Annotated in this window: 22 protein-coding genes; 9 read left to right on the top strand and 13 right to left on the bottom strand. The window is 58.6% G+C overall.

The genetic code is table 11. The features are described from left to right. The first annotated feature begins 159 nt into the window (after window positions 1-159). From bamJ to ACA054_RS24735, 5 genes are all read left to right on the top strand, one after another. The gene (bamJ, locus tag ACA054_RS24755) at window positions 160-873 is read left to right on the top strand and encodes a BamJ family beta-barrel-assembly machinery protein (protein ID WP_497686608.1); all 714 of its coding nucleotides are present in this window, start codon (window positions 160-162) and stop codon (window positions 871-873) included. A 294-nt stretch (window positions 874-1,167) separates the two neighbouring features. Continuing rightward, window positions 1,168-1,623 (top strand): YkvA family protein, encoded by a 456-nt coding sequence (locus ACA054_RS24750; protein WP_497686607.1) that lies wholly within the window; start codon window positions 1,168-1,170, stop codon window positions 1,621-1,623. Between the two features lie 114 nt (window positions 1,624-1,737). Continuing rightward, the gene (locus tag ACA054_RS24745; protein WP_497686606.1) at window positions 1,738-2,079 is read left to right on the top strand and encodes a helix-turn-helix domain-containing protein; all 342 of its coding nucleotides are present in this window, start codon (window positions 1,738-1,740) and stop codon (window positions 2,077-2,079) included. Next, window positions 2,076-2,447, top strand: a complete 372-nt coding sequence (locus ACA054_RS24740) for a hypothetical protein (protein ID WP_008060892.1) — start codon at window positions 2,076-2,078, stop codon at window positions 2,445-2,447. The genes ACA054_RS24745 and ACA054_RS24740 overlap by 4 nt, the downstream gene beginning before the upstream one ends. Further along, a complete protein-coding gene (locus ACA054_RS24735; RefSeq protein ID WP_497686605.1) occupies window positions 2,448-2,855 on the top strand; it encodes an SEL1-like repeat protein in 408 nt (135 codons plus the stop codon). A gap of 206 nt (window positions 2,856-3,061) precedes the next feature. Here ACA054_RS24735 and ACA054_RS24730 read toward each other — a convergent pair whose 3' ends face one another. Continuing rightward, window positions 3,062-4,195, bottom strand: coding sequence for an aminotransferase class V-fold PLP-dependent enzyme (locus ACA054_RS24730; protein ID WP_497686604.1), 1,134 nt, complete (start codon window positions 4,193-4,195; stop codon window positions 3,062-3,064). Between the two features lie 498 nt (window positions 4,196-4,693). Here ACA054_RS24730 and ACA054_RS24725 point away from each other — a divergent pair, with 498 nt between their 5' ends. After that, the gene (locus ACA054_RS24725; protein WP_497686603.1) at window positions 4,694-5,050 is read left to right on the top strand and encodes a VOC family protein; all 357 of its coding nucleotides are present in this window, start codon (window positions 4,694-4,696) and stop codon (window positions 5,048-5,050) included. Between the two features lie 143 nt (window positions 5,051-5,193). Here the strand turns inward: ACA054_RS24725 and ACA054_RS24720 are convergent, their stop codons facing one another. The 3 genes from ACA054_RS24720 to ACA054_RS24710 all read right to left on the bottom strand — a co-directional run bounded on the left by ACA054_RS24720 (window position 5,194) and on the right by ACA054_RS24710 (window position 10,181). After that, entirely contained in the window at window positions 5,194-6,057 is an 864-nt protein-coding gene (locus ACA054_RS24720) for a hypothetical protein (RefSeq protein WP_497686602.1), read from the bottom strand. Between the two features lie 108 nt (window positions 6,058-6,165). Beyond that, entirely contained in the window at window positions 6,166-7,965 is a 1,800-nt protein-coding gene (locus ACA054_RS24715) for a bifunctional diguanylate cyclase/phosphodiesterase (protein ID WP_497686601.1), read from the bottom strand. A gap of 134 nt (window positions 7,966-8,099) precedes the next feature. Further along, entirely contained in the window at window positions 8,100-10,181 is a 2,082-nt protein-coding gene (locus ACA054_RS24710) for a carboxy terminal-processing peptidase (RefSeq protein WP_497686600.1), read from the bottom strand. Window positions 10,182-10,319: 138 nt separating this feature from the next. Here ACA054_RS24710 and ACA054_RS24705 point away from each other — a divergent pair, with 138 nt between their 5' ends. Beyond that, a complete protein-coding gene (locus ACA054_RS24705; RefSeq protein ID WP_497686599.1) occupies window positions 10,320-11,282 on the top strand; it encodes an NAD(P)H-quinone oxidoreductase in 963 nt (320 codons plus the stop codon). 114 nt (window positions 11,283-11,396) lie between these two features. Here ACA054_RS24705 and ACA054_RS24700 read toward each other — a convergent pair whose 3' ends face one another. The 6 genes from ACA054_RS24700 to ACA054_RS24675 all read right to left on the bottom strand — a co-directional run bounded on the left by ACA054_RS24700 (window position 11,397) and on the right by ACA054_RS24675 (window position 16,720). Continuing rightward, window positions 11,397-12,050, bottom strand: a complete 654-nt coding sequence (locus ACA054_RS24700; protein WP_497686598.1) for an HAD family hydrolase — start codon at window positions 12,048-12,050, stop codon at window positions 11,397-11,399. A gap of 34 nt (window positions 12,051-12,084) precedes the next feature. Beyond that, complete coding sequence (locus ACA054_RS24695) at window positions 12,085-13,074, bottom strand: ABC transporter ATP-binding protein (RefSeq protein WP_497686597.1); 990 nt, start codon at window positions 13,072-13,074, stop codon at window positions 12,085-12,087. After that, window positions 13,071-13,871 (bottom strand): ABC transporter permease, encoded by an 801-nt coding sequence (locus tag ACA054_RS24690; protein WP_497686596.1) that lies wholly within the window; start codon window positions 13,869-13,871, stop codon window positions 13,071-13,073. The genes ACA054_RS24695 and ACA054_RS24690 overlap by 4 nt, the downstream gene beginning before the upstream one ends. Continuing rightward, entirely contained in the window at window positions 13,858-14,694 is an 837-nt protein-coding gene (locus ACA054_RS24685) for an ABC transporter permease (protein ID WP_497690364.1), read from the bottom strand. Before ACA054_RS24685 ends, ACA054_RS24690 begins: the two co-directional genes overlap by 14 nt. A gap of 5 nt (window positions 14,695-14,699) precedes the next feature. Then, window positions 14,700-15,506 (bottom strand): alkaline phosphatase family protein, encoded by an 807-nt coding sequence (locus tag ACA054_RS24680; protein WP_497686595.1) that lies wholly within the window; start codon window positions 15,504-15,506, stop codon window positions 14,700-14,702. A gap of 149 nt (window positions 15,507-15,655) precedes the next feature. Continuing rightward, window positions 15,656-16,720: an ABC transporter substrate-binding protein gene (locus ACA054_RS24675; protein WP_497686594.1), complete on the bottom strand. Its 1,065-nt coding sequence runs from the start codon at window positions 16,718-16,720 to the stop codon at window positions 15,656-15,658. A gap of 351 nt (window positions 16,721-17,071) precedes the next feature. Between ACA054_RS24675 and ACA054_RS24670 the strand changes: the two genes are divergently transcribed. Further along, the gene (locus ACA054_RS24670; protein WP_497686593.1) at window positions 17,072-17,797 is read left to right on the top strand and encodes a UTRA domain-containing protein; all 726 of its coding nucleotides are present in this window, start codon (window positions 17,072-17,074) and stop codon (window positions 17,795-17,797) included. Window positions 17,798-17,823: 26 nt separating this feature from the next. Here ACA054_RS24670 and ACA054_RS24665 read toward each other — a convergent pair whose 3' ends face one another. Next, window positions 17,824-18,591, bottom strand: a complete 768-nt coding sequence (locus ACA054_RS24665) for a DODA-type extradiol aromatic ring-opening family dioxygenase (RefSeq protein WP_497686592.1) — start codon at window positions 18,589-18,591, stop codon at window positions 17,824-17,826. Between the two features lie 103 nt (window positions 18,592-18,694). Here ACA054_RS24665 and ACA054_RS24660 point away from each other — a divergent pair, with 103 nt between their 5' ends. Further along, complete coding sequence (locus ACA054_RS24660) at window positions 18,695-19,351, top strand: thiopurine S-methyltransferase (protein WP_497686591.1); 657 nt, start codon at window positions 18,695-18,697, stop codon at window positions 19,349-19,351. Window positions 19,352-19,415: 64 nt separating this feature from the next. Here the strand turns inward: ACA054_RS24660 and htpX are convergent, their stop codons facing one another. Further along, on the bottom strand, window positions 19,416-20,306 hold the full coding sequence (gene htpX / locus ACA054_RS24655) for a protease HtpX (protein WP_497686590.1): 891 nt from the start codon (window positions 20,304-20,306) through the stop codon (window positions 19,416-19,418). Window positions 20,307-20,621: 315 nt separating this feature from the next. After that, on the bottom strand, window positions 20,622-21,833 hold the full coding sequence (locus tag ACA054_RS24650; protein ID WP_008030363.1) for a pyridoxal phosphate-dependent aminotransferase: 1,212 nt from the start codon (window positions 21,831-21,833) through the stop codon (window positions 20,622-20,624). Window positions 21,834-21,999: the final 166 nt, after the last annotated feature.

Raw genomic sequence — 21,999 nt, 5'->3', positions numbered from 1 at the left:
AGATGACAGAAGTTTCATCATCAACATGGCTAAATGCGTTTAAACACCTGAACTTATCGCCAGTTTGCGGCTCTCATGCCGGTAGCCATTGGTCGTGGCCGCCTGATAAGCTCGCGACTTTACTCGATTGCCCTTTAGGCGCATGAACAAGGAAATAGCATGAAACAGCATCGGTTGGCGGCGGCGGTGGCCCTGGTTAGCCTGGTACTTGCGGGTTGCGACTCGCAAACCAGCGCAGAGCTGAAAACCCCGGCGCAAAAAGCTTCCTACGGGATTGGCCTGAACATGGGCAAGAGCCTGGCTCAGGAAGGCATGGATGATCTGGACTCCAAAGCCGTTGCCCAGGGCATCGAAGATGCGGTCGGCAAGAAAGAACAGAAGCTCAAGGATGAAGAATTGGTAGAAGCCTTCGCCGCGCTGCAAAAGCGTGCCGAAGAGCGTATGGCCAAGATGAGCGAAGAGTCGGCAGCCGCCGGCAAGAAATTCCTCGAAGATAACGCCAAGAAAGCTGGCGTCGTGACCACCGCTTCGGGCCTGCAATATGAAGTGGAAAAGAAAGCCGATGGCGCCCAGCCGAAGCCGACTGACGTAGTGACCGTTCACTACACCGGCAAACTGACCAATGGCACCGTTTTCGACAGCTCCGTCGAGCGCGGCAGCCCGATCGATCTGCCGGTCAGCGGTGTGATCCCGGGTTGGGTCGAAGGCCTGCAACTGATGCACGTAGGCGAGAAGTACAAGCTGTATATTCCTAGCGAACTGGCTTACGGCGCGCAAAGCCCAAGCCCGGCGATCCCGGCCAACTCGGTGCTGGTATTCGACCTGGAACTGCTGGCAATCAAGGATCCAGCAAAAGAAGACGCTGCCAAGTAATCCGCGTCTGCTTTGACGACAACGCCTCGCTCATGCGGGGCGTTGTCGCATCTGGCATTCTGAATGGGTAAACAAAGCGAACAGTTGCGGTAAGCTGAAGTCATAGTCAGTGTAGGGGCCGTGCCTAACCCTCGGTAGACCTCCAAGTCAATGAAATATTAGGTTTTTTTAGATGGGCAAAAAACGCCCGATCTGAGTTCAGCCCTTATGCAGCGGGCCTTTCAGCCATGAAAAGTGGCTCTGTTCACAAGGTTATCCACAATTTGTGTGGATAACATTCTTGCCGGAGGCGTCATGAAAGCACCCTGGAATTTTGCTCGTTTCCTGCCCCTGGCCGGACGCCTGCTCGCCCGCGGGCGCTTGCCGACCTTGCTGTTTGCGGTGGCGAGTAAAAGTGCCAGCCAGGGTAACCGGTTGGGCAAGCTCAAGGATGATCTGCGCCTGTTGCAGGCGCTGTGCCTGGCGTACTGGCGTGGCGAATATCGGGCCATCAGCCCCAAGGCGCTGATATCGGTGGTCGCCGGCCTGATGTATTTCCTCAGCCCGGTCGATGCCATTCCGGATTTTCTGCCGCTGTTCGGCATGATCGATGACATCGCCGTGCTGGCCTGGCTGATGAAAGTCCTCGACGATGAACTCAACGCCTTCCGCACCTGGCGCAAACGCCAGGTACCGGAAAAGCTCGCCGTGGTCGAGCGCCTGCCCGACACCCCTCAGCAACTCAAGCTGCAGAAACCGAAAAAAACCTGATTCGATCCAGTCTGTGCTTTAGATAGATAGCCCCCGCGACCTTGGCCGCTGTTAGGATTACACTTCTAGGGAAAAGTGCCGACTCGCTAAGTGTTGTTGTCCTACGGGGTAGTCATGGATATTCAGATAATTACACGCGAAGGCGAGCCCGAATACGCGGTTCTGCCGTGGGCTCAGTATCAGGCTCTACTGAAAGCAGCAGGCATCAACGAAGCACCGTCGCGTCCGGCCACGACGCCGCTCGCGACAACGCCAGACGCCATTCTTCCAGGTCTGGATCAACTCCGCAGTTTGCGCGAAGGGAAGGGCATCGCCATCGAGGCGCTCGCCCGCACGGTAGGCATCAGCCCGTCTTATCTGGCCTTGATCGAAAGTGGTGAGCGTCAACCCGACGCCGCGATTCGCCGCAGCCTGGCCTGGGAATTGACGGTGCCAGGGTGGAGGGATGAATCGTGAGCGTACGCATCAGTCGTCACCATTGGGACGGATTGCTGGGGGAGCTGGATCAGGCGCGCCGTCAGCGCCATCTCCTGACGTATCGGGCATTGCTGGAGCGTTTGCAGCTTCCTACGCCAGCCATGCAAACCTTGACTGCCGCACTTGAGCATCTGGCCGCGCTGGATGCCAAGGCCGAACAGCCGCTGCGCAGTTCGCTGGTGATCAGCCAGGGTGCCAGCCGCTTGCCGCGAACCGGTTTCTTCGAGTGTGTCGAGCGATTGGGGCGTTTCACCGGCCCGTCCGACGGCGTCGCCGCAGCCTCGTGGCACGCGTCGGAAGTGGTTCGCGTGTTCGAATACGAGTACCCCGAATCGGCGGAAGCCTGAGTGTTTCTGCGGCTAAAGGCGCGGGCCGGTTACTGGCTGGCCCGCCGGTTGTTTCACTGGCCATGGTTTGTGCGCCAGCCTCGCGGTTGGAGCTGGCTGGAAGGCCAGTTCGCGCGCATGGCGAACCTGGGCGATGTCCGCGCCATGAGTTTCTATGGGCACATCCTGACCTTTCGTGGCGTCGGCCTGGGCGCGCGCGAAGAGGGTGTTCGGCTGCTGCGCCTGGCGGCATTGGCCGGTGATGGCAAGGCGGCCTATCAGGTGGGTGTGATCAGCCTCGCCGGAAGCCCGAGCAAGGCGCCGGATCCGGCAGAAGCGGCGCGTTTCTGGGCAATGGCCGCCAAGGCCGGGCATCCGCTGGCGCAGATGAAGCTGCAAGAGCTGGAATCGCGTGGATCTGCCCATTAGTCCTGGCAGTTTGAAGTCAGCACTGGATGTGATTGGGCGGCGGTTACGGGCTCGGTCAGCGGCGGATTAACTCAGAGAGTTGTAGTGTTTGATCTGGCCACTTCGCGGGCGGCGATTAGACTTGCCCGCGAAGACATCCTTCCCAATCACCGCTGCCCCATCAATGGGGTAATTGCACTGACTTGTGCTGCGGGCAAGATGAGGGCTTAGTTAACCATCACCTCGTCCAGTGCCTGCTCGAGGGTGCTGACCGTGCGCTCGATATTGTGCAGCTTTTCGAGTCCGAACAGACCGATGCGGAAGGTCTGGAAGTCGGCCGGCTCGTCGCATTGCAACGGCACTCCGGCGGCGATCTGCAGGCCGTGGTTGGCAAATTTCTTACCGCTCTTGATGTCGGCATCATCGGTGTAGCTCACCACTACGCCAGGAGCCTGAAAGCCGGCTGCGGCCACGCTTTTGATGCCTTTGCCGGTCAACATTGCGCGCACCCGATCGCCCAGAGCCTGTTGTTCGCCGCGGACCTTGTCGAAACCGTAGGCTTGCGTTTCTTTCATCACTTCGTTAAATCGCGCGAGGGAATCGCTGGGCATGGTCGCATGGTAGGCATGTCCGCCCTGTTCGTAGGCCTGCATGATCTGAAGCCACTTTTTCAGGTCGCAGGCGAAGCTGCTGCTATGCGTCTGTTCGATGCGCTCGAGAGCCAAAGAACTGAGCATCACCAGGGCGCAGCAAGGGGAGGCGCTCCAGCCTTTCTGCGGTGCGCTGATCAGCAGGTCGACTGCGCATTTCTGCATATCAACCCAAAGCGTGCCTGAGGCGATGCAGTCCAGCACGAACAGGCCACCCACCGCATGCACGGCGTCGCCGACGGCCCGCAGGTACTCGTCGGGCAGGATAATCCCTGATGAGGTTTCAACGTGGGGGGCGAAGACAATCTGCGGCTTCTGCGCCGCAATGGCTGCCAGCACTTCGTCCAGAGGGGGTGGGGCGTAGGCAGCCTGGCGACCAGTGTCGACCGGTCGGGCTTTCAGCACCGTGGTGGCCGCCGGGATGTTGCCCATCTCAAGGATCTGGCTCCAGCGGTAACTGAACCAGCCGTTGCGTATCACCAGGCATTGCTGGCCGGTGGCAAACTGTCGCGCCACCGCTTCCATGCCAAATGTCCCGCTGCCCGGGACCACCGCAACAGCCTGGGCGTTGTAGACCTGTTTCAGGGTGCTGGAAATGTTCTTCATTACGCCTTGAAACGACTGCGACATGTGGTTGAGCGAGCGGTCGGTGTAGACCACCGAGTACTCGACCAGCCCCTCAGGATCGATACTGGGATAGAGCTTTGACATGGGTGACTCCTTTGGCAGAAATCTCAGTGGTATCGACCCTGCCCTAAGCCTTGGCAAATGACAAGATTGCTCGGGATTGAATTGCGACTTTTGTCGAGCGGCTGGCATCATCAGGTCGATTACTGGACGTAGCAATGCTCCCAGGTGGCTGCTGAGTTGTGGGAGGGTGGGCCTTAAAGGTTCCTACCTCCTTGCGTTCGGTCGATAACGACCAGTTACGAAGGGCAGCAGCCGACCCAGGGATTAAAAATGAAGCTTTCCAGTGCTTCACCGTAGCTCGCAGAAACCAAAAAAAGTTGTTGCCGTTCACTGGCCATCCAGCAACTGGTTCGATACCCAGAGGTGGTTTTATAGGTGCATTACCAAACGACTTGGTCATATAGGTACTCTTGCCATTCACTACCTTGCCGTCGCTACGCCGTGCTTCTTGAAGGAAAAATAAATCCGTCCCCTTTTCACCGTAAACTCGCTTCCTACCTACCAGCCAAGGAAGCGACAATGGGCATTCGAGGAAAAGACCATCAGATCGATAACATCGAGTTCAACGTCGGCGACATAGCTCGAAGCAAGGCCTTTTACGGAAGCGTATTCGACTGGAGTTTCGTCGACTACGGCCCGACTTACAGCGAGTTCAGCGACGGTCGTATGACAGGTGGATTCACTACAGGAGAACCTGTGCGGACTGGCGGGCCTTTGGTTATCCTCTACGCGGAAGATCTAGACCTTACCAAACTCAGGCTCATGGCAGCAGGCGCTACAATTAGCCGTGAAGTTTTCTCTTTTCCAGGTGGGTACCGATTCCACTTCATCGACCCAGATGGCTATGAGCTAGCCGTGTGGTCGACCTCTCCTTGATTTCATAAAGGGGACCAAAAAAGGGGGCGGATTTATTCCCAAAACGGGAAGAAAAAATAAATCCGTCCGCTTTTTCCCCTTTTTCCTTATTCTCCGGTCCCCTTTTTTAGTAAGCCTTCCTGAGCAGCGGCATGATTTCTCGCTTAATTCATCGCCACATCGCTGAATTTGAGCATTAGTGAATCATCGTTCTTATCCCGGAAACTGAGCTTGATAGCCGGTGTCCTGTTCAGCTTGCTGCCGCTTTGTTGAAAGTTCAGCGTCACTCGTGTCGGCACGTTCCTGACCAGCTGGAATGCCCTGTAATAACCGTCATCCAACTGGCCGACGCGTACCGACTCAAGTTTGAGTGGGCCGCCCGTTTCGTCGAACAGAAGGGTGCCATCGTTAAATCGAAAACCTCGATCAGTATTCAGGTTGGTCAACTCGAAAGTGCAGGTCGGCAAGCGACCAATGTTCTCGCAACCCAGCAATTCAATGCGGACGTTATCCAATACTTCCATGCGTTTACCGAGCAGATTGGTTCCTTCGTTTTCGACAATTCTCGATTGCAGTTTGGCAAATTCGAAAGAAGGCTTGGCGTATTCGGTGCCCAAGATGAAGAAGCCGAAAGAAAGACCAATCGCCATGAAAACCTGAAGCGTTCCTCTCAGGATTGGCGCGAGGTTACGGATTTGCCAACCGATGGAAACAGCGCTCAGAAAGAGAAAGGTACTGACCACCATCACCACGCTCTTCCAACTAATGAAGGTGAAACCGAATGCACTTGGGTCGGGTACGGCATAAGTGATCAACGCCCATAAACCACTGAGTACAACACCGAGACCGGCCATGCCACGGGTGATCAGCGAAGTGATTTTTTGGGTACGAGTCACGGGTACGAGTAAATCCTGCTGAGGCGTCAACGTTGCCAACTCCTTGTTTTTAGCCGGATCAGCCGCCCTGAAAGGCGGTGAGCCGTTGCAATAGAAATCCCTGGGATGCCAGGCATCCAGTAATTGTGGCACGTTGCCACTATCGGAAAAAGAGTAAAAGGGGACCTAACAAGGGCCTTAATAGCTAACGCCTGGTCAAGTGCATGCAAACGAGTGCTTAGTACCGATGCAATCAAGTACTCAAGTGGAGTGCAATTTCGCAATCAACAATTCACTCTCTCGCCCTGTCCCCGCCAGACTATCAATCACATGCACGCTATACCCCGGCACATTCTTCGCGTGATGCTTGGCCTGCGAAGCCAGTTCCGCCAACTGGCTCGCATCGAGTTGCCCACAAGCCTGTGGGTGTAGATGCACCACGCCGATCGACAGTGACAACAAGGGAAATTCCTGGCGCATGCCCTGGCGGTTGGGGGCGATGAAGCAGCCGGCTTCCAGGTGTTCGCTGCGGTAGAAGCGTCGGCACTGGCTGTGGAAGTCGTCGAGCAGCTGGTTCAAACGTTTGCGCCAGTCGTCCGGGCCTAGCACCAGCAGGAAGTCATCGCCGCCGATATGGCCGACAAAGTCGCGGGATGGGTCGATGCGATCGTTCAGGCATTGCGCCAGGCACAGCAGGACTTCATCGCCACGGCCGTAGCCGTAAATGTCGTTGAAGGGTTTGAAGCTGTCGATGTCCACGTAACAGATCACCGATTCGCGTTGCTGTTGCAGCAGTCGTGTCAGGCATTGCTGGATCGGTACGTTGCCCGGCAGCAGGGTCAGCGGGTTGGCGTAGCGCGCTTGCTGGATTTTCAGTTCGGTAATCAGCTTGAGCACATCGATCACCCGGCCCAGGCCCAGGTAATTGCTATTGAGGGTGATGATGAAGTCTTCTTCGATGCGTTGCCGGGCGCGGCTGGTAATCAGCCGGCTGACCTGCTGCAGCGACTGGCTTATCTCGACGGCCAGGAAGTCGTCGCTCATCAGGCGGCTGATCGGTTTGCGGGCGAACAAGTCGGTGGCAAACGGCTTGAGCAAGGCATCCGAGAGCGAATGTCGATGGACGATTCCGCAAGGCTGGCCTTGCTCATCCAGCACCGCCAGCGAGTTCAGGTTGGCTTGGCGACGGAAGGCTTCGAGCACGGTGGCGGTCGGGGTGTCGCGGGCCACCGCGGGCTGGTCATTGAGCAGGGCACTCAGGTCGCTGCCGTCATCGCCCAACACTACGGAGCTGCTGTCGCGCCTTGGCATCAAGGTGCGGGCATCGCGCGGCGGATGCTCCTGTGGCCGACAGAGCAAATAGCCCTGGACCAGGTCGACGCCCATTTCGGTCAACACCGCCAGTTCTTCCGGCAATTCGATGCCTTCGGCGATTACCTGTGCCCGCGAGGCTTTGGCAATTTGCAGGATCGAGCCAACGAACTCACGCTTGAGGGCATCCAGGTGAATGCCGTCGATGAAGTGTCGGTCGATCTTCACGTAGTCGGGACGTAATTCGGACCACAGGCGCAAGCTTGAGTAACCCGCGCCCAGATCGTCCAGCGCAATGGAAAAACCCATGGCCCGATAATGATGCAGGGCGGTATGCAACAGTTGGAAGTCGTCGGTGGGGGTCTGCTCGGTGAGTTCGATCACCACCTGGTTCGGTTCAATGCCGAAATCCTGCAGCAACTGCAACGTTCGGCCGGGCTGGTGAGCCGCTTCGAGCAAGGATTCCGGGGAAACGTTGAGGAACAGTTTGCCGGGCAGTTGTTGTTCGTTGAAGCGCCGGCACGCACTCTGCCGGCAGGCGATTTCCAGTTCGCTCAGGCGACCCGCCTGGCGGGCGACGGCGAACAGGGCGACAGGGGAGTGCAACGGACTATTGGAGGGGCCGCGGCTCAGGGCTTCGTAGCCCAGGATGCGTCGTTCAGAGAGGCAAATGATGGGTTGGAACAGGCTGTGCAAACCGCTTTGAGCCAGGATTGAACTCAAGGCACTCAGCTGTTCGGTTGTGGTCATGGCGATCTCTGGCGAAAAAAAAGGACCGGGCGTGCTCTTGATTGAAAGAGGCGCTACCGGTCCGTTATTTCACGACAGAATGATGACTGTTTGATGACGCTCCGGGGAGCGTCAGCATTAAACTGCCGTCAATCTTAGTGCTTCGCTACTGCCGTATTGAGCTTCAGGTAATCCAGGAGAATGCGCCCGGTCTCGCTCAGGTAGGCATCGTCTTCCGGCTTGGTCTTGTCGTCCTCGGCCGCGATAGCGTCTTCGTCTTCTTTCTTCAGTTCCTTGAGCGGCTCTTCGCCCTTGGCCTTGCGGCGAATATTTTCCATCGCCAGTTGCTTGGCTTCGATATCGGCGTGCTGGGCACGACGCTCGGCTTCATTGAGGCTGACGGTTTTTTCCGTCATGAGTTTCTGCGCCAGGGCCAGCTTGTCGCGGATGAACACGAACTCCGCGTCCTTGGTCGTGCGTACGTCATGCTCGGACTTGAGCTGGGTGATGTACGGTTTGAACGGATCGACCGCAGGCTTGATCGCCGCCTTGATGGTGTCCCACGGCATGGCTTCCGGCAGGGCGCTTTCGCCGATTTCCTTGGTGTCGATGATCGACGGGTAATCGATGTCCGGCAGTACGCCCTGATGCTGGGTGCTCTGCCCGGAAACCCGGTAGAACTTGGCCAGTGTCAGCTTGAGCTCGCCATGGTTCAGCGGCTGGATGGTCTGCACGGTGCCTTTGCCGAAGGTCTGGCCGCCGATGATCAGGGCGCGGTGGTAGTCCTGCATGGCGCCAGCGAAAATTTCCGAAGCCGAGGCGGACAGGCGGTTGACCAGCAGTGCCATCGGGCCTTTGTAAAAGGCGCCGGGGTTTTCGTCTTCCAGGACATCGACCCGTCCATCGGCGTTACGCACGAGTACGGTAGGACCCTTGTCGATGAACAGGCTGGTCAGCTCGGTAGCTTCCTGCAAGGAACCACCGCCATTGTTGCGCAGGTCGATGACCACGCCGTCAACCTTGTCCTTTTGCAACTCGCTCAGCAGCTTCTTGACGTCGCGGGTGGTGCTCTTATAGTCCGGATCACCGGCACGGAAGGCCTTGAAGTCCAGGTAGAAGGCCGGGATCTCGATGACGCCGAGCTTGTAGTCCTTGCCATCCTGCTTGAGGTTGAGCACCGACTTTTTCACGGCCTGGTCTTCAAGCTTCACCGCTTCGCGGGTGATCGGCACGATCTTGCTGGTCTGGTCGTTCGGCGCATTGCTGGCCGGGATCACTTCCAGGCGCACCACAGTGCCTTTCGGGCCACGGATCAGCTTGACCACTTCGTCCAGGCGCCAGCCCACAACGTCGACCATCTCTTTATTGCCTTGGGCAACACCGATGATCTTGTCGGCCGGAGCGACTTGCTTGGTCTTGTCCGCCGGACCTGCCGGTACCAGGCGCACGATCTTCACTTGATCGTTATCGCTCTGCAACACGGCGCCGATACCCTCCAGGGACAGGCTCATGTTGATGTCGAAGTTTTCCGCGTTATCCGGCGACAGATAGTTGGTGTGCGGGTCGTAGGACATGGCGAAGGTGTTGATGTACGCCTGGAAGATGTCTTCCGCGCGGGTCTGGTCCAGGCGCGCCAGCTGGTTCTTGTAGCGCTTGGTCAGGGTTTCCTGGATTTGCTTGGAATCCTTGCCGGCGATCTTCTGCCGCAGCACTTCGTCCTTGACGCGCTTGCGCCACAGGTCGTCGAGTTCTGCGGTGGATTTGAGCCAAGGGGCATCCTTGCGGTCGATCAGCAAGGTTTCCTTGGTGTTGAAGTCGATCTTGTCGACGCCCTTGTTCAGCTCGGCAAGGGCAAAGTCCAGACGCGCCTTGACGCGGTCCAGGTAGCGCTTGTAGATGGTGAACCCGGCGTTGAGGTCGCCGCTCTTGAGGAAGTCGTCGAACTGGGTCTTCCACTTGTCGAATTCGGCAATGTCGCTGGCCATGAAGTAGCTGCGCGACGGGTCGAGCAATTTCAGGTAGCTGTCGTAGATGATCACCGAGCGCGCGTCGTCGAGCGGCGGCTTGCTGTAGTGGTGGCGCTTGAGCAACTCCACGACGTTCAGACTGGCGATGACTTCGTCACGGTCGGGCTGAAGCTTGTCCCAGCTATTGGCTGCAAAAGAACTGCTCGACATCGGCAGCAGGCCGAAACCGATGAAAAGGGCGAGGGCAGTGCTGGGGAACAAACGCTTCATGTTGATTCGACGCGGGGACAATTGATAACGCATATTAGGCCGTCTTTGAAGTCGCCGGTTCCACAAGGGCCGGTCGCATAATGCAAAAAGCCCGGCGTTACAGCTTCGGGCTCAGTCCAGACTCACTATGGAGGCACTGTGAAAGCATTGCAAGGCGTTGACGGTCAAGTGGAGTGGCTTGAAGAGCCCAGTCCTGCGTGTGATGTAGGACAAGTTCGCATTCGAGTGGCGGCAGCGGGTCTCAATCGTGCCGATTTGTTGCAGAAGGCCGGTCTTTATCCGCCACCGCCGGGGGCCAGTCAGGTGCTGGGTCTAGAGTGTTCGGGGGTGATCAGCGAAGTGGGTCCGGGTTCGTCGTGGCAGGTGGGGGATCGGGTTTGCGCCTTGCTGGCCGGGGGCGGCATGGCCGAAGAGGTGGTTGTCGACGGACGGCATGTATTACCGGTACCCGACGAAATGTCGCTGGCCGAAGCCGCCGCGTTGCCGGAAGTGTATGCGACCGTCTGGTTGAATTTGTTTCAACTGGCAGCGCTCAAACCCGGTGAAAAAGTTCTGCTGCACGCCGGGGCAAGTGGAATTGGTTCAGCTGCCATTCAGCTGTGCAAGGCGTTCGGCAATCCGTGCTGGGTCAGTGTCGGCTCCGCTGAGCGTCTGGCCTATTGCGAAGCGCTCGGCGCCCAGGGCGGTGTGGTCCGCACTGACGAGCTGGACAGCCTGCGCGACCTGGGGCCGTTCGATGTCATCCTCGACCCGGTGGGCGGCAACTACGCAGCGCTGAACCTGAAACTGATGGCGACTGATGGCCGTTGGGTGTTGATCGGCCTGATGGGAGGGCGCGAGGCGAAGCTGGATCTGGCGCAGGTGCTGGCCAAACGTGTGCAACTGCTGGGCTCGACCCTGCGCAGTCGCGATGATCAGTTCAAGGCGGATCTGTTCAGCGATCTACGCCTGCATGTCTGGCCGCTGTTTGCGGATAAACGCCTGAGCCCGCAACTGGCCAAGGCTTTCCCGATCAAGGATGCCGAAGCGGCGTTTGCCGAGTTGGCGAGTAATAAGGTGGCGGGGAAATTGGTGCTGGTGATTGATGAAAGCCTGACCTGACACCACAAAACCTTGTGGGAGCGAGCCTGCTCGCGAAGGCGGTGTGTCATTCGACGTATGTGTTGAATGTATGTCCGCTTTCGCGAGCAGGCTCGCTCCCACAGGGGATCGGTGTTATTTCCAGAGATGGATTGGCCAGTTGGATTTCTCGGCCTGCTCAAGCAACACCGGGTCCGGATTGACCACGTGCGGGAAATCCACCTTCAGCAACAACGGCAAGTCATTGCGTGAGTCCGAGTAGAAACTCGCGCCCTCAAGGTTCTCTTCCTCCGCGTCCAGCCACTCCAGCAGCCGGGTGATCTTGCCTTCGCGATACGTCAGGGTGCCGACGGTCTTGCCGGTATACGCCCCGTGAGCCACTTCCAGCTCGATACCAAGAATTTCATCGATGCCCAGGCGTTCGGCGATCGGCTTGACCAAATGGACACCCGAGGCCGAGATCACCAGGATCCGGTCGCCGGCCTTGCGGTGGGCGGCGATGGCTTTGGTGGCGTCGCTGAAGATGATCGGTTCGATGAAGTCTTCCACCCAAGGGCCGACCAGGTGCTCGACTTCTGCTGGTGTTCGGCCGATCAAGGGTTCCAGGCTGAAGGCCATGTAGTCCTCCATGGCCAGGTGACCCCTGCCGTAGGCATCCATCAATTCCTTGTCGCGACGCAGGAAGGATTCGCCGTCGACCCAGCCGAGGCGGACCATTTGCTCACTCCACAACGAGGCGCAGTCGCCGTGGATCAGGGTTTCGTCCAGATCAAAAATTGCCAGGGCCATTAGTGCAACTCTCTCTTCAACATCAGCAAGGGCATCAGGCTACCTCACACAGGGCCGTCGGATCGATGGAAAGCGCCAGGCGCTGACCATCGGGATGCAGGTCGGACGCCGAGCGATTGAGCACATCCACCACCAGTTCCACGCCTCGGGCTTCGATCCGGTAGCGAATCACATTGCCCAGCAGGCTGTGGCTGCGCACTTGGGCGTCGAGATCGCCGTCGAGGCTCAGTTCGATGGCCTCTGGGCGAATGGCGATGCGGTGGTTGATCGGCCGTTGCAACAGCTTCGACGCGCTGTCGGCATCCAGCAGGTTGTAGTTACCGATGAAACCGGCGGCGAAAACATCCACCGGTGCCGTGTAAAGGGTTTCAGCGTCACCGCTTTGTACTATCTTTCCCTGGTTCATCAGGAAAATGCGATCGGACATCGTCAGCGCTTCTTCCTGGTCGTGTGTGACGAAGATCGTGGTCAGGCCCAGCTCGCGCTGGATCTGGCGGATCTGTTCGCGCAGGTGCTTGCGTATCCGCGCATCCAGGGCCGACAGCGGCTCATCCAGCAATAGCAGGCGCGGTCGGGTTACCAGTGAACGAGCCAGGGCGACACGCTGGCACTGGCCGCCCGACAGCTGGTGCGGGTAGCGGCTGGCAAAGTCGGTCAGTTCCACCAGCTGCAGCACCTCGGCGACACGCTTGTGGCTGTCGTCGGCGTTAACCTTTTGCATGCGCAGGCCGAACGCGACGTTTTGTTCCACGGTCATGTTGGGGAACAGCGCATAACTCTGGAACACCATGCCGATCCCGCGTTTTTGCGGGCTCAATGGCACGATGTCGCGATCATCGAGCAGGATCTGGCCGCCATCCACCGAGGTCAGTCCGGCGATGCAACGCAGCAGCGTGGACTTGCCGCAACCGGACGGGCCCAGCAGGGTGACGAATTCACCTTTCTGGATTTCGCAGTTGATATCGCTGAACACCGCGGTGCCCGCGTAGCTTTTCTGCAGATGTTGGACGCTGACATAGCTCATTCGCTTTTGTCCCTGTTCAAGATATTGGCCGCCCAGGTCAGAACCAGCACGAAGAAGAAGTAGGAAATCACCAGCGCACTGGTGAAGTGGCCGCTGCTGTTGCGCATGTTGTTGAGGTAGACCTGCAGGGTTTCGTAGCGGGTGCCGACGAGGATGTTGGCGAACACGAACTCACCGAACAGGAACGAGAACGACAGCAGCAATGCCACCATCAGGCCCTTGCGCAGGTTTGGCAGCACTACCAGGAACGCTGCCTGGAAAGTGCTCGCGCCGAGCAACTGGGCGGCGTCCATCAGGTCGCGCAGGTTGATCGCTTGCAGGTTGTTGGTGATGGCGCGGTACATGAACGGCAGCGCTACCGTGAAGTAGCAGCCGATCAGGATCCACGGCGTGCCGACCATCGCAAAAGGCCCGGAACCGTAGAGCTGCAGCAGTCCCACCGATGACACCACGGGCGGCACGGCGAAGGGCAGCAGGATCAGGATGTTCATCAGCGCATCGAGTTTGGGGAAGTGGTAATGCACCACGAACAACAGCGGCAGGATCAGTACAACCGCCAGAATCAGTGCGCCGACGCAAACCAGCAGCGACTGGCCGAAAGCGCTCAGGAAACGTGGATCGCTCCACAGCTGCGCGTACCATTTAATACTGAAACCGCTGGGCAGAATGGTGGCCGACCAACTGCTGGAAATCGAATAGATAAAGGTGCCGATCAGCGGTAGCAACATGATGGTAAACAGCAGGTAGACCACCACCCGATGGTAGATGCCGGCAGGCCCCAATTCAGCGCGAGACATGGTAGCTCCTCTTCAACAGCAGTTGATGGACGATGGTCACCAGGGTCATCAACGCTACCAGCACCACGGCCAGGGCACTGGCCAGGTTCGGGTCCAGGGAAATGTCACCCGAGACCATCGCAGCGATCCGGATCGTCAGCACGTTGAAGTTGCCGGTGGTCAGGGCGTACACCGTGGCGTAGGCGCCGAGGGCGTTGGCCAGCAGGATCACGAAGGTGCCGAGCAGCGCCGGAGTCAGCACCGGCAGGCCGATATGCCGCCAGAACTGCCAGCCGCTGGCACCCAGCAACGCGGCGGATTCGCGCCAGTCTTCGCGCAGGGCGTCGAAGGCCGGGTAGAGCAGCAGCACGCCCAGGGGGATCTGGAAGTAGGTGTAGAGAATGATCAGCCCGGTTTTCGAGTACAGGTTGAAGTCCTGGATGATCCCGGCCTGCTTGAGCATGATGGTGAAGCTGCCGTTGAAGCCCAGCAAAATGATGAAGGCAAAGGCCAAAGGCACGCCGGAGAAGTTGCTGGTCATGTTGGCGAAGGCGTTGACGAAGTTGCGCAGCCTGGAGTCGACCCGGCGCAAGGAATAGGCACCGAGCACGGCGATGATGATGCCGAACACGCTGGACCAGAAGCTGATCTCGAGGCTGTACCGGATCGCCTGCAGATAGAACTTCGAGCTGAAGATCTTGGTGAAGTTGGCAATACCCCAACCGAACTCTTCCGATTCGAGGCTGTTGATCATTACCCACGTCAGCGGGGCGATTTCGAACACGATAAAGAACAGGGCGAAGGGCACCAGACACAGGGCTGCCAGCCACTTGCCGCGAGTCATGGAGGTCACTTGAGCAGCTCCCGGCACACGGGTTTGTCGTGGGGTACGCCCAGCAGTTCGCAGACGGTACCGCAGAGGTCGGTCTGTTTCGGCGTCGCGTCGGCATTGAAGCTGAAGGCATCGCCGAGGACGAACAGCGGCACTTCACGTTCCTCGGGCAGCAGGCCGTTGTGGGAGCGGTCGTTGTTCATGCCGTGGTCGGCGGTCACCAGCACCTGGTAACCGGCGTCGAGCCAGCCTTGCAGGTAATCAGCCAGGATGATGTCGGCGGAGCGGGCGCTGTTACGGTACTGAGGGGTGTCGAGACCGTGCTTGTGTCCGGCATCGTCGATGTTCATGGGGTGAACCAGCAGGAAATTCGGGGCGTGACGCAGGCGCAGGCTTTCGGCGTCGGCGAACAGGTGCGAGTCGGGGTAGTGATCGTTCCAGTAGAAATGCCCATGCTGGATCGGCAGGTCAGGGTTGTCGGTGTGACGATCCCGGGCCGCGACGAAGGGCGAGCAGTTGTACAGTTCGCTGACCCAGTGGTAGGCCGCGGCAGCGGTTTTCAGGCCGGCATCGGTGGCATAGTGGTAGATGCTGCGCTGGTTGGACAGGCGCGAGACGTTGTTGTGAACGATCCCGCTGTCGATCGGTGTCACGCCGGTCAGGATGCATTCGTAGAGCGGTCGGGACAGGGCCGGCAGCTCGCACTCCAATTTGTAGAGTGCGGCGCGTCCTGCGCCGACGTAAGCCTGCAGGTGCCCCATGGCGTGGTGGGCGACCTTGTAGCTGAGGCCGTCGAGCACGACCAGGATGACGTTGTGTTTCATAGGGGCAAACTCCGCGAAACAGGAATTTGAAATTCACTCGGTCCACTGTGGGAGCGAGCCTGCTCGCGATGAGGGACTGTCAGTCAACATCAATGTTGAAAGTCAGATCGCTATCGCGAGCAGGCTCGCTCCCACAGGGATCTACCGCGTCATTTCATTTCTACGATGACTTCTTCGTTCCACTTCTGCGGCAGGGCCTTGGAGGTTTTTTCCCAGGCATCCGCGTCCTTGATCGGCGTGACCTTTTTGTACTGCTCGTTCGGCAGCAGCTTGGACTTCACGTCTTCCGGCAGAGTGATGTGCTCGGCGCGGATCGGACGGGCGTTACCCTTGGCCAGGTTGATCTGGCCGGCGTCGCTGAAGATGTACTCGCGAGTCAGCTTGGCCGCGTTGGGGTTCTTGGCGTATTTGTTGATGATGGTGGTGTAGCCGGAAATCACCGAACCATCGGACGGGATCAGCACCACGTAGTCATCCGGATTGGCCATCTTGGCCTTGTAGCTCAGGCCGTTGAAGTCCCAGACCACGCCGACTTCGATCTCGCCTTTTTCCATGGCGCCAATGACCGGGTTGGACATCGACAGGCGACCCTGCCTGGCGATGTCGGCGAACAGCAACAGCGCAGGCTCAAGGTTTTTCTCGTCGCCGCCGTTGGCCAGTGCCGCCGCCAGAACGCCGTTTGCAGCCTGAGCCGCGGTGCTTACGTCACCAATGGAAACCTTGTACTTGCCGGTCTTGAGGTCAGCCCACTTGGTCGGCACTTCGGATCCGTGCAGCAGCTTTTTGTTGACGATGAAGGCGATGGTGCCGGTGTAGGCCAGCGCCCAGTTGCCGTCCTTGTCTTTCGCCCAGTCCGGGATCTGATCCCAGGTCGTTGGTTTGTAGGGTTGCACCACGCCTTGCTTGACCGCGATCGGGCCAAAGGCGGCACCGACGTCGCCGATGTCGGCACTGGCGTTGTCTTTTTCCGCGGCGAACTTGGCGATTTCCTGGGCCGAGCTCATGTCGGTGTCGATGTGCTTGAGGCCGTACTTCTTCGCCAGGTCTTCCCAGGTGCCTTTCCAGTTGGCCCAGTCATCGGGCATGCCGACACTGTTTACTGCGCCTTCCGCTTTCGCAGCGGCTTCAAGGGTTTTCAAATCATCAGCCGCCATGGCGGCGGTGCACATGGCAATGGTCGAGCCTAACAGTGATGCCAGGAAAAGCTGTTTCATTCCGAAGCTCCTATGGGCGTTTTCAACGCTGCGATTGCGATTGTGTTGGTCTAGGTCAGCAATACCTGAGCCAATCTAAGGCGGCTCGATGACACTTTGATGTCGTTCGTCGCCCCGATGGATGTTCATTTGCCCGGTATTGGCGGGTGCCAAGTAAGCGTAGACCATGGGCGAAGCCCCATTACATAAGGGACTTGGCCGATGTATTGCACGCCATTGGAATGACCGTCGGGCGGCTTTGTCATCTCTCGTTCATCTGCATTGCCTACGCTTGCAGAATCTTCAAACAGCCGATTTTCTCGCAGGTATTGCCCTGAAAGAGCGCTGGTCTAGTCCAGATAGGTAACGTTGATGCGCGATGAGGCAACAAAAGCGGTGACAGCCATTGGCCAGGTGCTTCAGGAGCAGCTCGATCACGGGCTGCTGGCTCCCGGGAGCAAGCTGCCAGCCGAACGCAAGCTCAGTGAGTTGTTTGGTACCACGCGGATTACCGTACGCGAGGCGTTGCTGCAGCTCGAAGCCCAAGGCCAGATCTATCGCGAAGAGCGTCGTGGCTGGTTCGTGTCGCCGCCGCGCCTGGCCTACAACCTGATGCAACGCAGCCACTTTCACGCCATGGTCAGCGCCCAGGGGCGGGTGCCGTCCACCGAAGTCATTTCGGCGCGATTGCAGCCGGCATCGGCGGCGGTCTGTGCCTGGTTACAGTTGCCGGCGTTGTCGAGCGTGATTCAGGTCTGTCGTTCGCGACGTATCGACGGGCGACTGGTGTTGTACGTGGAGCACTATCTGAATCCGCAGTATTTTCCGGGCATTCTGGATTTCGACTTGAATCAGTCGATCACCGAGCTGTATGCGCGGCACTACGACCTGCACTACGGGCGGGTGCGCTTCGAGATCGTGCCGACGTCGTTGTCGGCGGACGCGGCGGCCGCTTTGCGGGTATCGGTGGGCAGTCCCGGACTGCGCATCGCCCGGGTCAATTACGATCAGCATGAGCGGCTGATCGATTGTGACCTGGAGTTTTGGCGCCACGATGCGATCCATGTTGGGGTCGATGTGGGCGTCGATGTGGCCTGAACCTGGCCGCCGCAGGCTTCATGCCCTTATCCGAAACGGTAGATATCCATGCCCAGCGCGCCCAGGGTGAATCCCTGGTGGGCAATGCTGAATTGGCCCCCAGCACTGCGGGCAAAGTACAACGGCAACAAATGTTCATCGCTGGGATGGTTACGCACCGCGTTCGGTGCTTGCCGGCGATAGTCGTGCAAGGCGGCTTCATCGTTTGCCGCCAGCTTGTCGATCATCCAGTCGCGGAAACCCTGAGCCCAGGGTTGCACGCTCTCGGGGCCGGCATGCCAGTCCAGCTCTCGCAGGTTGTGGGTAATGCTGCCGGAGCCGATCAACAGAACGCCCTGTTCGCGCAAGCCTGCCAGGGCATGGCCAACGCGTGCCTGTAGCGCCGGGCCGCCTCGGGTGGGCAGTGAAACCTGCACAACCGGGATATCGGCCTGCGGGTACATCAACGACAGCGGCACCCAGACGCCATGGTCGAAAGGTCGTGTGCTGTCGATGCGGGCGGGAAGGGCATTGGCGCGCAGCAGATTGACCACCTGTGCGGCCAACTCAGGGTTACCGGGGGCAGGGTATTGCACCTCGAACAATGCCCGTGGAAAACCGCCGAAGTCATGCCAGGTGTCTGGCTGCGGGTTGCCGCCGACCAGCAGTTCATCACTTTCCCAGTGCGCGGAGACAATCACGATGGCGTCTGGCCTGGGCAACTCTGTCGCCAGGCGAGCGAGGGCTGGCCCGCTGGCGCCAGGTTCCAGGGCCAGCATCGGCGAGCCATGGGATATGTACAGGCTGGGGAACATGGATGAGCTCCTGAGAGTTAAGATAGCGCCATCTTCTGTCAGATCATTGATCTAAATCTAATATAAGTTTTAGGGTGTTTTGATCGAATTTTCGGGGTTATTTATGCAGCCGGAGTTTTGGCACAAAAAGTGGGCGTCGAATCAGATCGGCTTTCACTTGCCGCAAGTGAATCCCTATCTGCAAAGGTTTTGGCCGCAATTGGGTGTGGAGGACGGCGCCCGCGTGCTGGTGCCGTTGTGTGGGAAGAGTCTGGATTTGTTGTGGCTCGCACGCGAAGGCCATGAGGTGTTGGGAATCGAACTGTCGGAAAAGGCCATTGAGGATTTCTTCAATGAGCACCAATTCGACCCGGATGTCAGTGAACAGGGCCCGTTCAAGGTCTATCGGGCAGGCTCGATCGAGCTTTGGTGCGGTGATTTTTTCGCACTGACTGCCGGTGATGTTGCCGATTGCGCCGCACTTTACGACCGCGCCGCACTGATTGCGCTACCGCCGCCAATGCGTGAGCAATACGCCGCGCATCTATCGCGGATTCTGCCGAAGGATGCGCTTGGGTTGTTGATTACGCTGGATTACGACCAGGCGCAGATGCCCGGTCCGCCGTTTGCTGTGCTCGATGAAGAAGTGCAACGCTTGTTCGGTGCTTCGTGGACGCTGAAGATCCTGGAAGACCAGGATGTGTTGAGCGAGAGCGGGAAGTTTCTGGAGGCAGGCGTTACGCGGTTTGAGGAGCGCGTTTATCGGGTTTCCAGCCGGTAATCGAAATCAGCAGACAAAAAAAGGCCCGCATCACTGCGGGCCTTCTTATTTACTTCGCAAGCTCTCAACCGCGACGACGCGCCAGTGCGTCGATGCGCTCTTCCAGCGGCGGGTGGCTCATGAACATGCGGGCGAAGCCCTGTTTGATGCCACCGTTGATGCCGAAGGCATTCAGGGTGTCAGGCATATGCACTGGCAGGCCCTGTTCCGCACGCAGGCGTTGCAGTGCGCCAATCATCGCGCTGGTACCGGCCAGGCGTGCACCGGCTTCGTCGGCGCGGAATTCGCGTTTGCGCGAGAACCACATGACGATGGCGCTGGCCAGGATACCCAGGACCAGTTCGGCGAAGATGGTCGCCACGTAGTAGGCAATGCCCTGGCCTTCTTCGTTCTTGAAGATCACCTTGTCGACAAAGTTGCCGATGATCCGTGCGAAGAACATCACGAAGGTGTTCACCACGCCCTGGATCAAGGCCAGGGTGACCATGTCGCCATTGGCCACGTGGCCGATTTCGTGGGCCAGGACGGCTTTCACTTCATCCGGCGAGAAACGCTCCAGCAGGCCCTGGCTGACGGCGACCAGTGCGTCGTTCTTGTTCCAGCCGGTGGCAAAGGCATTCGCCTCATAGGCCGGGAAGATCCCGACTTCGGGCATCTTGATCCCGGCTTCGCGGGACAGTTGCTCGACCGTTTGCAGCAGCCATTGCTCGTGACGCGTGCGCGGCTGGCTGATGATTTGGGTGCTGGTGCTCATCTTCGCCATCCACTTGGAGATGAACAGCGAGAACAGGGAACCTGCGAAACCGAAGACCGCACAGAAAATCAGCAGCTGATTGAGGTTGAGATCAACCCCATTGGCCGCCATGAACCCGTTGAAGCCGAAAAGGCTCAGGGTGATGCTGGCAATCAGCACGACCGCCAGGTTAGTGGCCAAGAACAGCAGGATGCGCATCATGGTTGTAGAAATCTCCTCAAGCTAAAGATGTAGCGTACTGCGGGGTATATAAGGTGCTGCAACGGGGTATTCAACCGAGTGACTATTTCAAACTGTGTCCTACAGCAATAGCGTAGCTGTTTGCAGGGCATTTCCGACGTGGGACGGCGAAGTGTTTGTCAGGCCACCGACGGCTGAGTGCCCGTCGTTACTCGACGTGACCAGGCAATGTGTCATTGCACAGGCATCGAGGCAGAGGTCAGGGGTAGGGCGCAAGCATGTGTTGCAGAATGAATCACCGTGCGATGTTTCTGGCATCGCACGGTGACAGGCCGCTTACTGGCGATAGGATTTGAGGAAATTGCCAATGCGTCCAATGGCCATGTCCAGGTCATCGACGCGCGGCAGGGTCACGACGCGGAAGTGGTCGGGCCATGGCCAGTTGAAGGCCGTGCCTTGCACCACCAGCAGCTTCTCCGAGAGCAACAGGTCGAGGACGAACTTTTCGTCGTTGTGGATCGGGCAGACCTTCGGGTCGATCCGCGGGAACGCATACAGCGCGCCCATCGGTTTGACACAGCTCACGCCAGGAATGTCGTTGAGCAGTTCCCAGGTGCGGTTACGCTGTTCCAGCAGGCGCCCTTGCGGCAACACCAGATCATTGATGCTCTGATAGCCACCCAGCGCGGTCTGGATCGCGTGCTGGCTCGGCACGTTGGCGCACAGGCGCATGTTGGCGAGCATGTCGATGCCTTCGATGTAGCTCTGGGCGTGGTGTTTCGGTCCGGAAATGGCGATCCAGCCGGAACGGAAACCGGCCACTCGATAGGACTTGGACAGGCCGTTGAAGGTCAGGCACAGCAGGTCCGGTGCCAGGGACGCGGTGCAGATGTGCACGGCATCGTCGTACAGGATTTTGTCGTAGATTTCGTCGGAAAAAACCACCAGGTTGTGCTGGCGGGCCAGTTCCAGCATGCCCAGCAGGACTTCTTTCGAATACACCGCACCGGTCGGGTTGTTCGGGTTGATGATCACCAGTGCCTTGGTGTTCGGGGTGATCTTGGCCTTGATGTCGGCCAGGTCCGGCCACCAGTTGGCCTGCTCGTCGCACAGGTAATGCACCGGGTTACCGCCCGACAGGCTCACCGCGGCGGTCCACAACGGGTAGTCGGGAGCCGGCACCAGTACTTCGTCGCCGTTGTTGAGCAGGGCCTGCATCGACATCACGATCAGCTCGGAAACGCCGTTGCCCAGGTAGATGTCTTCGATGCCGACACCTTCCACCTGCTTTTGCTGGTAGTACTGCATGACGGCCTTGCGCGCACTGAACAGGCCCTTGGAGTCGCTGTAACCCTGGGCGGTCGGCAGGTTGCGGATCACATCCTGGAGAATTTCGTCCGGCGCTTCGAAACCAAAGGGCGCCGGGTTGCCGATGTTCAGCTTGAGGATGCGATGGCCTTCCTCTTCCAGGCGTTTGGCGTGCTTGAGCACTGGGCCGCGAATGTCGTAGCAGACGTTGGCGAGCTTGTTCGATTTGCTGACCTGCATGGCGATGTGTTCCCGAAAATGAACGATCCAGGCGGCGTGTGGACAACCGTGCTGGGAATCCTGCGTAATCACACAGGCCTGACGCCTTGAGAGGCAGCACCCATAAATCCGTTTGAATGCGCGTGGTCTGGCTGCCAGACTGGCGTTTGACGAGGCGCAATCATAC

It is taken from the genome of Pseudomonas sp. LBUM1653 (genome assembly GCF_059716115.1).
This window is presented reverse-complemented; position numbering and strand designations above follow the sequence as displayed.